Consider the following 12,939-nt stretch of genomic DNA (forward strand, 5'->3'; position numbering starts at 1 on the left):
TCCGCTGCGGCGCCCAAACGCAATACTTGACAGTGGAAAGATTGCCTTGTTGGTATGGCTCCCAGCTTCAATTTGACCGCCAGAAGAGGATCGTTCCGCAATGTCCATGCCTGCCTTGTTCAAGGGGCGCCTGTCGATCCCTGTGATCGGCTCGCCGCTCTTCATCATCTCCGTGCCCGATCTCGTGATCGCGCAGTGCAAGGCGGGTGTGGTCGGCTCGTTTCCGGCGCTGAATGCGCGGCCGCCGGCGCTGCTCGACGAATGGCTGGCGCGGATCACCGAAGAACTCGCGGCCTATGACCGCGCTCATCCCGACAGGCCGTCGGCGCCGTTCGCGGTGAACCAGATCGTGCACAAGTCGAACAACCGGCTCGATCACGACATGCAACTCTGCGCCAAGTACAAGGTGCCGATGATCATCTCCTCGCTCGGCGCCCGCGAGGAGCTGAACCAGGCCGTGCACGGCTGGGGCGGTATCGTCTTCCACGACGTGATCAACCAGAAATTCGCGCACAAGGCGATCGAGAAGGGCGCCGACGGCCTGATCCTGGTCGCGGCCGGCGCCGGCGGGCATGCCGGCACCATCTCGCCGCTGGCCTTCGTGGCCGAGACACGAAAATGGTTTGACGGTCCGATCGCGCTGTCGGGTGCGATCGGCAACGGCAAGGCGATCCGCGCCGCGCGCATCTTGGGGGCCGACTTCGCCTATATCGGTTCGGCCTTCATCGCGACCAAGGAGGCCAATGCGGTCGAGAAGTACAAGGAGATGATCGCGGGCTCGAGCGCCGACGACATCGTCTATTCCAATCTCTTCACCGGCGTGCACGGCAATTATCTGAAGCCCTCGATCCTGGCCGCAGGCATGGATCCCGACAATCTGCCGACGTCCGATCCCTCCAAGATGAACTTCGGCACCGACGCTTCCGGCGAGCGCGCCAAGCCGAAGGCCTGGAAGGAGATCTGGGGAAGCGGCCAGGGCATCGGCAGCATCGACAAGGTCGTGCCGGCGGCCGAGCTGATCGCGCGCTTCAAGCAGGAATACGACGAAGCGATCGATCCGCCGTTGTGATCGCTCCCAGATCGAGTGCAGCATGACGGCCATCTACCGCGTCGACGGAAATAACGTCGTCACCAGCCCCGATGCAGCCGGCCCCTGGGACCGGCGCATGCAGCATGGCTCGGCACCGGCGTCGCTGGTGACGTGGGCGGCTGAGCGCATCCCGACGCCGGCGCCGATGGATGTCGCGCGCGTGACCATCGATCTGATGCGCCCGGTGCCGGTGGCGCCGCTCACGATCGCGACCGAGGTCCTGCGCGAGGGCCGCAAGATCCAGCTCTGCGGGATCAAGCTGCTCGCCGACGGCGTGCAGGTGGTCGGCGCCACCGTGCTGAAGATCAGGCGCCAGGAGCTGACGCTGCCCGACGAGATCGAGGAGCTGCCGGTCACGTTGCCTTCGCCGGAGGACTCGTTGGTCGAGGACGGTCATGCCGCCACCAGCCCGTTCGTGCGATCGGTCTCGATGCGCGCCGCGCGCGGCCGCTTCGGCCAGGCCGGTGCCGGCGCGATCTGGTTTCGCGTCGACCATCCGCTGATCGAAGGCGAGGCCGTCTCGCAGGCGATGCGCGCCGTGGTCGCCGCCGATTTCTCCAACGGCACCGCCTCGACGCTCGACTTCCGCGCCTGGACCTACATCAACGCCGACCTCACCGTGAGCTTTGCGCGCCAGCCGGTCGGCGAGTGGATCCTGCTCGACGGCGATTCCTGGATCGGCCCCGAGGGCGCGGGACTTGCGATGTCACGCCTCGCCGACTGCCAGGGCTATTTCGGCCGCGCGGTGCAGAGCCTCGTGATCGAGAAGCGGTGAGAGGCGCGAAGTCCGTGACACCGATCATGTGAGAGCCACCTCGCGCATCGCGTGATTGAACGGCAGGCTTCCGCCGCCGCGGAAGGGATGCTCGGCATCCTGCCAGTTCACACACCGTAGAAGATCTTGATCCCCCACAGCACCACGATGATGGCCGTGATCAACGTGATCGCGGCGACCGCACTTTCCAGGGAAGCGACTCTCATTTCACTCTCCGCTTCCCAGCCCCATCAGCGGTCTAGTTGATTCCCTGATTCGCCGGCAATTGCGCGGGCATCGCCGTCGTCGACTCCGTTGCGGGCTGTGGTGCCGAAGCAACAACGACACCGTAGAATTCCGGAGTATTTACCCTACCATCCGGTCCCGCCCGCTCCAGAAGCCCGCGCGCAGCACCTTCTTGTCGACCTTGCCGACGCCGGTCATCGGCAATTGCTTGACGAACTGGATCTGCTTGGGCGCATGCGCCGGGCCCTTCCGCGTCTTCACCAGGTTGATCAGCTCGTCCGGATCGGGCTTCGTCCCTTCGCGCGGGACGACGATGGCGGTGACGGCCTCGCCCCATTTCTCGTCGGGAATGCCGACGACCGCGACCATCGCCACGTCCGCGTGCTGCGACAGCACGTCCTCCACTTCGCGCGGAAAGATATTGAAGCCGCCGGTGACGATCATGTCCTTCTTGCGGTCGAGGATGAACATGTAGCCGCGCTCGTCCTGTCGCGCGATGTCGCCGGTGTGGACCCAGCCGTTCTTCAGCGTCTCGGCGGTGATGTCGGGCCGCTTCCAATACTCCGCCATCACATGCGGCGCGCGCACGCAGATCTCGCCGGCCTCGCCCGTCTTCACCTCCTGGTCGTTGTCGTCGAGGATCTTGACCTCGCAGGCCGCGATCGGGAAGCCGCAGGACAGGAACTGCTCCGGCCGCTTGGGATCGTGGTCGGCCTTGCGCAGCACCGAGACCGGATAGCATTCGGTCTGTCCGTAGAGCTGCGAGAACACAGGGCCGATGCGTTCGATGCCCTCCAGCAGCCGGCTCGGCGACATCGCGGAGGCACCATAGAGCACGAGCTCGAGCGAGGAGAGGTCGGTCTTGCCGAGCGCAGGCTGATCGAGCAGCACATAGATCATGGTCGGAACGAACAGCGTGAAGTTGATGCGCTCGCTTGCGATCGTGGCCAGCACGGCTTCGGGATCGAAGCCTTTCAGCATGTGCACGGTGCCGCCGCGCATCAGGGTCGGCAGCACCTTCGTGCCCGCGACATGGCTGATCGGCGCGACCGTGAGGTAGCGCGCAGCCTCGGGGATCTCGAAATCGGCAAGGATCGCGCCGGCAGCTCCGCTGTTCTCGCGATGGTAGCGCAGCGCGCCCTTGGATTTTCCGGTGGTGCCGCCAGTGTAGTTCAGCGTGGCGAGATCGTCGGGGCCGGCGAGGCACTGTGCGCTGGCGTGCCCCGCACTCTCGATCGCCGCCAGCAGATCGACGCCGTAGCCGGCCGGTCCCATGGTGAAGACCGCCTTGAGCCGGCCGGCCTTCGCGGCGAGTTCGCCGCCGCGGTCGCGGAAGGCGGCCGCATCCACCACCAGCAACTCGGCTTCGGAATCCTCGAGCTGAAACAACTGGTCCTCCAGCGATCCCAGAGGATGCAGCCAGGTGATGCAGAGGCGGGCCAATTGGGCGGCAACGCCTGCGCACCAGCTGTCGGCGCGGTTCGCGGTGAGGAAGGCGACGCGGGCGCCGGGCTGCAAGCCGAGCCGCATGAACACGCCCTGGATGCGGCCGATCAGGTCGATGGCACCGCGATAGCTCAACGATCCCCCGGGCCAGGCGAAAGCAATGCGGTCGGGATAGCGCGACAGCGCCCGTAGCGTCTGCGCACAAGCCGGGGATGATGCGTGAAGCGGATCAGACATAAGTTTCCTCACCGGCTTGTGGCGTGCCAATGTTGCTGACGACGCTAGCACAGAGACTGCGGGAGGAAACCACAAGGCCCGCGCGAGGGAGGCATGCATGCCATCGGATCGACTGCAACGCTTCCGCGATCGACTCGCCCTGCCGCTGATCGCGGCGCCGATGTTTCTGGTATCGGGCGTCGAGCTCATGGTCGCAGCCTGCCGGAACGGGGTGATCGGCAGCTTCCCAAGCGCGAATTGCCGTGGCGCGGAACAGCTCGATGCATGGCTCACTGAAATCAAGCTGCGGCTGCGGCAGCATGAAGATCAAACCGGGCGAAAGGCAGCGCCACTTTGCCCGAATCTGATCGTTCACCGCTCCAATGCGCGGCTAGAGCAGGATCTCGCCGTGCTGCTGCGGCACAAGCCGGAGCTCGTCATCACGTCGGTCGGCTCGCCGGCGCCCGTCTTGAAGCCGCTGCACGATGCCGGCGCGCTGGTGCTGGCGGACGTGGCCTCCATCCGCCATGCCGAACGCGCCGCGGAAGCGGGGGCGGACGGGCTGGTGCTGCTCACCGCCGGTGCCGGCGGCCAGACCGGCTGGCTCAACCCGTTCGCCTTCGTCCGCGCGGTGCGCGCGTTCTACGACGGCATCATCGTGCTCGCAGGCGGCATCAGCGACGGTCGCGCGCTGCATGCCGCCGAAGTGCTCGGCTGCGATCTCGCCTATATGGGCACGAAGTTCATCGCGACGCGCGAGAGCATGGCGGACGAGCGTCACAAGCAGATGCTGGTCGAGAGCAGCGCCGACGATATTTTGCTCACCACCGCGTTCACGGGCTTGCAGACCAGCATGCTGAGGCCATCGATCGTGGCCGCCGGGCTCGATCCCGACGATTTGCCGGCGCGCGGCGCAATCGATATCACTGAGGATATCGACGTCGCCGTGCGCGAAAGCCGTCCCAAACGCTGGCGCGACATCTGGAGCGGCGGGCATTCGACGTCGGGTGTCACCGATGTGCTCGCGGCCGACGATCTCGTTGCGCAGACCATCGCGGAATATCGCCGGGCCGGAGGGCGGTAGGTCTTCGCCTCTCCAACAACAGACCGGCGGTGCATCAGGCACGGTTAATCCCGTATGCCTCCGGCCCGCCCCACTTAACGGCGGATTAACCATCACCAGCCAAGAATCCCCCTCGTGGCCGCCAATCAGGACGAGAGGGACAGGCGATGGACTTCAATTATCTCAACGGCAAAACGGCTGCGACCATGGACGAGATCCGCGTCCGCGTCGCTCATGCGCTGGCCCGCCACCCGCTGTGCCGCAACGTCCGTTTCGACATCGTCAGCGTCCCCCGAACCCGCCGCGGCGGCAATTGGACGGTGACGCTGCAATCGGTCGAGCCGCGCGCGGTCTGGGAAGCCTCGGAGATCGTCGCCGACATCCAGGATGCCTATGACCTCGCGGCGGCCGCCTGATTTCCTTGGAGTTTCCAGGCGATGTCGCTGTAGTCCGCGCGATTGCCGCCGCAATGGCACGGTTCAGCCTTAATTATCGCCCAGTTTCCGGGCAGTGATCACGTGGACTTGAAGTCGGACGCGGAGAGACGTTTGTCCAAAGCCATCACCATCGTCGCGCTGACCTGTTTCCTCGTCCTCGGCGCCGCAACCACTGCCATCCTCGGCCGCGACAGCGTTCCCAGCGTCAGCGCCGAGATGATCACCGAGACGCCCCCGGCCAAGCCGCTCGCAACCAACCGCGCCGCAAAGGCCGACCGCCTAGTTCCGACGCTCGCACTGGCCTCGGCCGCGATCGAGCCGGTCCAGGTCGCCGCCGACAAGCTGGCGCAGGCACCGGTCCTGACCGAGCCGCTCCGTCAGGCCTTCGCCGCCGCCACGCCATCCGACTTCCCGATGCCGAAGCCGAGCGCGCACGAGGCGCCCGCCGCGACCGAGGTTCCGGCCGTCGAAGTTCCGGCCAAGCCGAAAGTCGTCGCCAAGCCGCCGCCGCAAAAATCCTACTCGCTGCTGTCCGACGTGCAGATCGCAGGCATCAGGGATCGCCTGAAACTCTCCTCGTCTCAGGAATATTACTGGCCCTCGGTCGAGACCGCGCTGCGCAACGTCGCCCGCAAGATCCAGGCGAACAGGCTGTCGAATCCGAATGCGCCGCCCAGCGCGCAGATCGATCCGAATTGCGATGAGGTGCAGCAGCTGAAGTCGGCCGCGATGCCGCTGTTGTTCCAGCTTCGCGACGATCAGAAGGAAGAAGTGCGTAAGCTCGCCCGCCTCATCGGGCTCGAGAAGGTCGCGCAGCAGATCTGACGCACGCGGTTCCTCGTCGAGGAGCCGCGGCTTATCAGGAACATCTGGCAATCCCCACGCGTTGCCCGCTCCAAAGACGGAGTGGATGAATGCGCGCCTCGACAGCCTATTTTGTCGGTGCAGGAACCATCATCGCGGCCATCGCCATTGGTCTCGGTGGCGGCATCGTTGCCGGCAACATCATGAATCCGGTTGCGTCCAAGCAGGGGCCTGATACCAGCAAGGTGGCGCAGCGCACGGTAATTCCCACGCCGGCGAGCACCAACGCTCCCTCCGAGCGCGTGAACTATCTCACCGGCTCGCAAGCCTTTGGCGCGATGTTCGCCGCGCCCGCGCAGGCCGAAGCAAAGCCTGAAGCCGCAAAGGCCGACACGCTAACGACGCAGGCGAATGCCGCACCGGCGTCGCAGCCCTCGCAAGCCGCTGCAGTCGAGCCGTCCAAGCCCGCCGCTGCGCCACAGGCGGCGAAGCCTGCCGAGCAGCAGGCGTTGACCGAGCCGTCGTCCTCACCGAACAACGCCTATGCCAAGGCGAGGGATTCCGATGTGAAGCGCGCCGCGTCCGAACGGCGCCGAGCCGAGCGTCGCGAGCGCTGGGCCGAGCGCCGCTATTATTACGAGTCCCGCGAGCCGCGCGGCATGCGCGACCGCACCGATTGGGATGACATCGCCCGCAACATCCGCGAAGATTCCGATGCGCGCGATTACGCGGGCCGTGCGCGCGGCGGGTTCCCGCAGATCAAGCTGTTCGGGCCTGACGACGACTAGCACCTGACGCGGGGATCAAGCGGAGCAGTCGCCCCAGCGACCGTCACGTCATTCCGGCGCGCCGCAGCCCTTCGAGATAGTGGGCACGATCTTCTTCCCGCAGCATCGGCAGCTCGCGCGTGATCCAGGCAAGCGAGACCTCGGGCTGGGCGCGGCGCAGGCCTTCCAGGGCGGATGCCGCGAGGGCCGGATCGCCGAGCATGCCGGCCGCGGCCGTCAGCACGCGGTGCGCGCCGACGAAATCTCCGCGCTGGCGTATCGATTCCCGAGCCATCTGCACGGCGCCCACGTAGTCGCGGCCGACGAACCGGGCATAGGCCGCAACCCCGCAATAGATCGCCGCGAGCGGGTCGCGCGGGCTCAGCCGCAGGGCGCGGCGGGCGGCGGCTTCGCCGTCCTGCCAACGTCCGGCATAGCACAGTGTCACGCCGTGGAAGGCATGCGCCATCGCGAAATTCGGATTGAGCCTCAAGGCCAGCTCGAATTCGGCCAGCGCGTCGTCGAAGCGGCGGCGGAACAAGTAGGTGTAAGCAAGGCCGTGATGGGCCCAGGCATCCTCGCGATCGGCCTCCACCGCCGCGAGCGCCGCACGCTGGGCGACCGGCACGGTGGCAGCCATGTCGGCCCAGCCCATATGCGCGCCGAAGATATGGCTGGTGGCGAGCAGGCCCAGCGCCTTGCCATAGGCCGGGTCGACCGTCACCGCTTCTTCCAGCAGCTTTTGCGCGGCGGCATTGTCCTCGCGGGTGATGCGCCAATAATGCGACAGCGCGCGCATCACGAGGTCCCATGCATCTAGGCTGCCCGGCGGCTTCTGCTGGGCCCGGAAGCTTTCGGCAGCATAGAGCTGCGGCTCGATGGCGGCGACGATCGCGTCCGTGATCTCGTCCTGCACGGCGAAGATGTCGGCGAGCTCGCGGTCGTAGCGTTCGGCCCAGAGATGGCTGCCGGTCGAGACGTCGTTGAGCTGGGCCGAGATGCGCACGCGCTCGCCGCTCCGCCGCACGCTGCCTTCGACCACGTAGCGTACCCCGAGCTCCCGCGCGACTTCGTGAATGTGAACGGCGCGGCCCTTGTAGACGAAGGAGGAGTTGCGCGCGATGACGAAGAACCAGCGCAGCTTCGACAGCGCCGTGATGATGTCCTCGCTGATACCATCGGAGAAATAATCCTGCTGGACCTCGCCGCTCATATTGGTGAAGGGCAGCACGGCGATCGCGGGTCGCTCCGGCAGCGCGAAGGTTGCCTGGGACGGGGCGATCCGGACCGGCTCCGGCGCGACCGCGCCGATTTGTGTCTGGACATCGCCGACGAAGCGAAAACCCTTGCGGGTGATGGTGCGGATCAGCGACTGGCTCGCGCCATCGTCGCCGATCGCCTTGCGCGCCGCGTTGATCCGGCTGGTCAGGGTGGATTCGGAGACGCTGCGCCCGTGCCAGATCTTGTCGATCAGCTCGTCCTTGCTGACAACCCGGTCGCGGTTCTGCATGAGGTGGACGACGAGGTCAAAAACCTGCGGCTCCACGGCAATGGGAACCTGCTCGCGGCTCAGCTCGCGCCGGTCGGTATCGAGAAGGTGGTCCCGGAACAGAAACTGCACGTCGAAAACTCGGGCCTCATTGCGAAATCGGGCAAGCAAACAAAATGAAATTTGGGTCGAAAAACCATGTGTCTGCCGACGGGGGCATTTGGTTCATCGCAATCGCGTGATCGCAGCCATGTGGTTTTCCGAGGGGAATACATCCCCAGCTGGAATGTTGCGGTCGGGGCCGCCGAGATCTCCCACCGCAATCAGCCCGCCATGTTGAGGTGCGAGAGGCAGGCTGTGAAGCAGCCTTCTAGGCCTCCGCTTCAGGATCACGGGCAATGGCGCGCGCTTGCGAGGCAGGGACGAATGTGTGGCGAAACTGCGAATGTCCATTGCCGAGCTGCGCGGCCTGCGTAAGCTGTCGCCCACACAAAACACCAATCCCAAAGAAGCGCCATGCCTGCTTTCCCCGCCGCCACCACTGTGCTCGACTCCCTGTTGTTTCGCGACGCCTTCGGCACGCCTGAGATGCGCGAGGTGTTCTCGGACGTCGCGACGGTCGCACGCTATGCCGAGGTCGAGGTGGCGCTGGCGAAGGCGGAGGCGAAGTGTGGTGTGATCCCACAGGAGGCGGCCGCAGCGATCGCGGCGCGGACCGACATCGGCGCGCTGGATTTCGATCTGCTCAGGCAGGAGACCGATGTCGTCGGCTACCCGATCCTGCCTTTGGTGCATCAGATGGTGAAGCAATGCGGTGAGGCGGGCCGCTACGTGCATTGGGGCGCCACCACGCAGGACATCATGGACACCGCCGTGGTGCTGCAACTGCGCGCCGCGCTCGAGATCGTCGAACGCGACATCGACGAGCTGCGCAAGATCCTCGCAGATCTGTCGAAGCGCCATCGCGACACTGCGATGGCGGGCCGCACCCATCTGCAACAGGCGCTGCCGGTGACGTTCGGCTACAAGACCGCGATCTGGCTCGCGATGTTCGACCGCCACGCCGAGCGGCTGGCGCAGCTGAAGCCGCGCGTGCTGGTCGGCCAGTTCGCCGGTGCGGCCGGTACGCTGGCTTCGCTCGGCGACAAGGGGTTCGAGGTGCAGAAGGCGCTCTGCACCGAGCTGAAGCTCGGCGTTCCCGCCTCGACCTGGCACGTCGCGCGCGATGGCTTCGCCGAAGCCGTGAACTTCCTTGCTCTCGTCACCGGCTCTCTCGGCAAGGTCGCGCTCGACATCATGATCATGGCCTCGACCGAGTTCGCCGAGGTCTATGAGCCTTTCGTCAAGGGGCGCGGCGCCTCCTCGACCATGCCGCAGAAGCGCAACCCGATCTCCTCGGAGCTGATGCTTGCAGCGTCCAAGGCCGTGCGACAGCACGCCGGCCTCATGCTCGACGCCATGGTGCAGGATTTCGAGCGCGCCACCGGCCCCTGGCACGCGGAATGGATGGCGATCCCCGAAAGTTTCGTGCTGACCGCCGGCGCGCTGCACCAGGCGAAGTTCGCGCTCGCAGGTCTCATCGTGTACGAGGCGAAGATGAACGACAATCTGGCCATCAGCCGCGGCCTGATTGTGGCCGAAGCGGTCATGATGGGCCTCGCCCCGCAGATCGGCCGGCAGGAGGCGCATGACGTGGTCTACGATGCCTGTCGTCAGGCCAACGAGAAGGGGATGAGCCTCGCTGATGCGCTATCCGCGGATTCACGGATATCGAGCCGCATCGATCGTGCCACAATCGAGGCGCTCACCTCACCGAGAAATTACCTCGGGCTCGCGCCCGCCATGGTCGACCGGGTGCTGGCATCGGCAACGCGTTGAAAACCAAGATGCGTGAAACCGCGTATCTTTCCAAGGCCGCAAGGCGCTCGCACACTTGTGTCTCGCGGTGCTAGGCTTAAATTGAGTGAGCGACTTTCGGCAGAGGGCCCGGCATGACTGATCAACGCAATACTTCCACTCCCATCGACCCGGCGAAGCTCGACCGGCTGGCCGAGGTGGCGGTGAAAGTGGGCCTGGGTTTGCGGCCGGGACAGGATCTGCTTCTGACGGCGCCCGCGATCGCGCTGCCCCTGGTGCGGCGGATCGCCGTGCACGCCTACAAGGCCGGCGCCGGCCTCGTGACGCCGATCCTTTCGGACGAGGAGATGACGCTGGCGCGCTACCGCCACGGCCATGACAACAGCTTCGATCGTGCCGCCGGCTGGCTCTACGAGGGCATGGCCAAGGCGTTCTCCGACAACACCGCCCGGCTCGCCATCGTCGGCGATAATCCGATGTTGCTGTCGGGCGAGGATCCTTCCAAGGTGGCGCGCGCCAGCAAGGCCAATTCGATGGCCTATCAGCCTGCGCTGGAGAAGATCGTCAATTTCGACACCAACTGGAATATCATCGCTTATCCGAGCCCGTCCTGGGCAAAGCTGGTGTTTCCTGACGATCCTGAGGATGTCGCGGTCGGCAAGCTCGCAGACGCGATTTTCGCCGCGTCCCGTGTCGATCGCGAGGACGCGATCAGCAATTGGGCGAGCCACAATGCCGTGCTGCGCGAGCGCACCAACTGGCTCAACGGCCAGCGTTTCCGCGCGCTGCAATACTCGGGTCCCGGCACCGATCTCACCATCGGACTTGCCGACGGCCACGAATGGGAAGGCGGCGCCTCGCTCTCCAAGAACGGCATCAGCTGCAACGCCAATATCCCAACCGAAGAGGTCTTCACCACGCCGCATTGCCGTCGCGTCTACGGCCATGTCGTGAGCTCCAAGCCGCTGTCCTATCAGGGCACGCTGATCGACAACATCGCGGTGCGCTTCGAGGACGGCAAGATCGTCGATGCAAAGGCCTCGCGCGGCGCCGAGGTGCTGAACAAGGTGCTCGACACCGACGAGGGCGCGCGGCGCCTCGGCGAGGTGGCTTTGGTGCCGCATTCCTCGCCGATCTCGCAGAGCGGACTGTTGTTCTACAACACACTGTTCGACGAGAACGCGGCCTCGCACATCGCGCTCGGCCAGTGCTATTCGAAGTGCTTCGTCAATGGTGCCCAGCTCACGCCGCAGCAGATCGCGGCCCAAGGTGGCAATCAGAGCCTGATCCATATCGACTGGATGATCGGCTCGGCCGAGACCGACATCGACGGCATCTTGGCCGACGGCAGCAAAGTGCCCGTCTTCCGCAAGGGCGAATGGGCGAAGTAGCCCTGCGTCACTCGGCTTGATCGCGGACCAGCTGAGCCGCCGCGCGGCCGGCGGCCAGAGCCCATACCAGTGCCGTCGCGCACTTTGTCGCACCCCGGAAGGACCGGGTCATGTCCGTGGATTTGCAAGAAAATTGCGGCGTTAACCGTTTGCACGTGTCGCTTCCGGCTGATTCTCGAAATCGATGTAAGAAAGAATTAGAAACGGGCCACTAGCGTCCGAACATCTTTCGAGACAATCCCGGCCGGGATTCGGCCGCAAATATCATTTCCCGAGGAAGCAGATGTCATTGATTGAAGTCGGTAGTTGCAATGTTGACCTCGAGCCGAGCCCGATCGAGCCGTCCTGGATAATCGAGGGAAACCCGGTGTCGCGCTCGCGCGTCCTGTCCACCAGCGCCGACCGCACCGCCCAGACCATCATCTGGCACTGCACGGAAGGCCGCTTCAACTGGTACTACGACATCGACGAGACGATCATGATTATGGAAGGCTCGATCGTGCTCGAGAGCGATGGTATGCCCCCTAAGCGCTACGGCCCCGGCGACGTCATTTTCTTCCGCGACGGCGCGCATGCCAAATGGCATGTCGAAGGCCACGTCAAGAAGATCGCCTTCTGCCGCAAGACCAATCCGGTGATGATCGGTTTCCTGATCCGCGTCGTTAACAAGCTGAAGAAGATGTTCGCCTCCACCGGCGAGCGCCGTCCGGCCTCGCTGATGGGCGCCGGCTAAGCGGACATCAAGGTCTCAAGGACGCTTCCCAGCGGCCACGACGAAGAGGGTCGGGATCAAGGTCCCGGCCCCTCTTTTCGTTTCCATGACGACCTTCATGGCCTACGCCGTCGCGCTCTGACCTCCACCATCAGCCGCCAATCCTGCGCTGCTGCCGACTTTGCCTCACCGAGCCAAAGGAAAGAGTCGTCGGTGATATCGGTAAAGCTCCAGCGCGTCAGTTCGCCGGATTCGGTCGTGCCTTCCTGCACGATGTCCTCGCCACGGGGGCGGCCGATCTGCTGCCGGAACACGCGGCGGCCCGGATCGAACCAGGAAATCCGCCACGCATCCATGGCCGGATCGTAGACGCGCATCGTGGTGCCGTACCAATTGCCGGCGATCGGAAAGGCCGCGCTGCCCGCCGGCCGGGGAATGATCCAGACGTCCTGCACGGCACGGCCCTCCAGCACCCAGCCGAAATGGATTTCGCCCGGCGCGGTGTGGCTCCTGCCGTCCGGTCCATGGGCGGTGATCTCGGCGTCCCAATCGCCGACGAAACGGCCGTAGAGCTGGAGCGCGGCCGCATGTTCGGGATGCGGTGCGCTGGCGTGAAGAAGTCTCGCAAAGTCGTTCATGTTGCTCTCCTGTTGCCGAGGATTCAGCA

12 protein-coding genes are annotated in these 12,939 nt (G+C 65.1%); 9 read left to right on the plus strand and 3 right to left on the minus strand.

What is annotated here, in order from left to right:
* The first annotated feature begins 100 nt into the window (after positions 1–100).
* Together HZZ16_RS31025 and HZZ16_RS31030 are read left to right on the plus strand one after the other, a co-directional pair.
* The gene (locus tag HZZ16_RS31025; protein WP_197953795.1) at positions 101–1,069 is read left to right on the plus strand and encodes an NAD(P)H-dependent flavin oxidoreductase; all 969 of its coding nucleotides are present in this window, start codon (positions 101–103) and stop codon (positions 1,067–1,069) included.
* A gap of 22 nt (positions 1,070–1,091) precedes the next feature.
* Complete coding sequence (locus HZZ16_RS31030; protein WP_197953796.1) at positions 1,092–1,865, plus strand: thioesterase family protein; 774 nt, start codon at positions 1,092–1,094, stop codon at positions 1,863–1,865.
* Between the two features lie 345 nt (positions 1,866–2,210).
* Here HZZ16_RS31030 and HZZ16_RS31035 read toward each other — a convergent pair whose 3' ends face one another.
* Positions 2,211–3,773 (minus strand): AMP-binding protein, encoded by a 1,563-nt coding sequence (locus tag HZZ16_RS31035; RefSeq protein WP_197953797.1) that lies wholly within the window; start codon positions 3,771–3,773, stop codon positions 2,211–2,213.
* A 97-nt stretch (positions 3,774–3,870) separates the two neighbouring features.
* Between HZZ16_RS31035 and HZZ16_RS31040 the strand changes: the two genes are divergently transcribed.
* From HZZ16_RS31040 to HZZ16_RS31055, 4 genes are all read left to right on the plus strand, one after another.
* Entirely contained in the window at positions 3,871–4,836 is a 966-nt protein-coding gene (locus HZZ16_RS31040; RefSeq protein ID WP_197953798.1) for an NAD(P)H-dependent flavin oxidoreductase, read from the plus strand.
* A 146-nt stretch (positions 4,837–4,982) separates the two neighbouring features.
* Positions 4,983–5,231, plus strand: a complete 249-nt coding sequence (locus HZZ16_RS31045) for a hypothetical protein (protein ID WP_197953799.1) — start codon at positions 4,983–4,985, stop codon at positions 5,229–5,231.
* A 132-nt stretch (positions 5,232–5,363) separates the two neighbouring features.
* The gene (locus tag HZZ16_RS31050) at positions 5,364–6,077 is read left to right on the plus strand and encodes a hypothetical protein (RefSeq protein WP_197953800.1); all 714 of its coding nucleotides are present in this window, start codon (positions 5,364–5,366) and stop codon (positions 6,075–6,077) included.
* 89 nt (positions 6,078–6,166) lie between these two features.
* Positions 6,167–6,844 carry a hypothetical protein gene (locus tag HZZ16_RS31055; protein WP_197953802.1) on the plus strand — a complete coding sequence of 226 codons (678 nt, stop codon included), beginning with the start codon at positions 6,167–6,169 and terminating at the stop codon, positions 6,842–6,844.
* Between the two features lie 43 nt (positions 6,845–6,887).
* Here the strand turns inward: HZZ16_RS31055 and HZZ16_RS31060 are convergent, their stop codons facing one another.
* Positions 6,888–8,444, minus strand: coding sequence for a winged helix-turn-helix domain-containing tetratricopeptide repeat protein (locus HZZ16_RS31060; protein WP_197953803.1), 1,557 nt, complete (start codon positions 8,442–8,444; stop codon positions 6,888–6,890).
* 384 nt (positions 8,445–8,828) lie between these two features.
* On the opposite strand from HZZ16_RS31060, the gene pcaB reads away from it, so the two are divergent.
* From pcaB to HZZ16_RS31075, 3 genes are all read left to right on the plus strand, one after another.
* On the plus strand, positions 8,829–10,190 hold the full coding sequence (pcaB, locus tag HZZ16_RS31065; protein WP_197953805.1) for a 3-carboxy-cis,cis-muconate cycloisomerase: 1,362 nt from the start codon (positions 8,829–8,831) through the stop codon (positions 10,188–10,190).
* Positions 10,191–10,303: 113 nt separating this feature from the next.
* The gene (locus HZZ16_RS31070) at positions 10,304–11,560 is read left to right on the plus strand and encodes an aminopeptidase (protein WP_197953807.1); all 1,257 of its coding nucleotides are present in this window, start codon (positions 10,304–10,306) and stop codon (positions 11,558–11,560) included.
* A gap of 283 nt (positions 11,561–11,843) precedes the next feature.
* Positions 11,844–12,293 carry a cupin domain-containing protein gene (locus tag HZZ16_RS31075; protein ID WP_197953809.1) on the plus strand — a complete coding sequence of 150 codons (450 nt, stop codon included), beginning with the start codon at positions 11,844–11,846 and terminating at the stop codon, positions 12,291–12,293.
* 95 nt (positions 12,294–12,388) lie between these two features.
* Here the strand turns inward: HZZ16_RS31075 and HZZ16_RS31080 are convergent, their stop codons facing one another.
* Positions 12,389–12,910 carry a hypothetical protein gene (locus HZZ16_RS31080; RefSeq protein ID WP_197953811.1) on the minus strand — a complete coding sequence of 174 codons (522 nt, stop codon included), beginning with the start codon at positions 12,908–12,910 and terminating at the stop codon, positions 12,389–12,391.
* Positions 12,911–12,939: the final 29 nt, after the last annotated feature.

The organism is Bradyrhizobium glycinis (assembly GCF_016031655.1).
Classification (GTDB): Bacteria; Pseudomonadota; Alphaproteobacteria; order Rhizobiales; family Xanthobacteraceae; genus Bradyrhizobium; species Bradyrhizobium glycinis.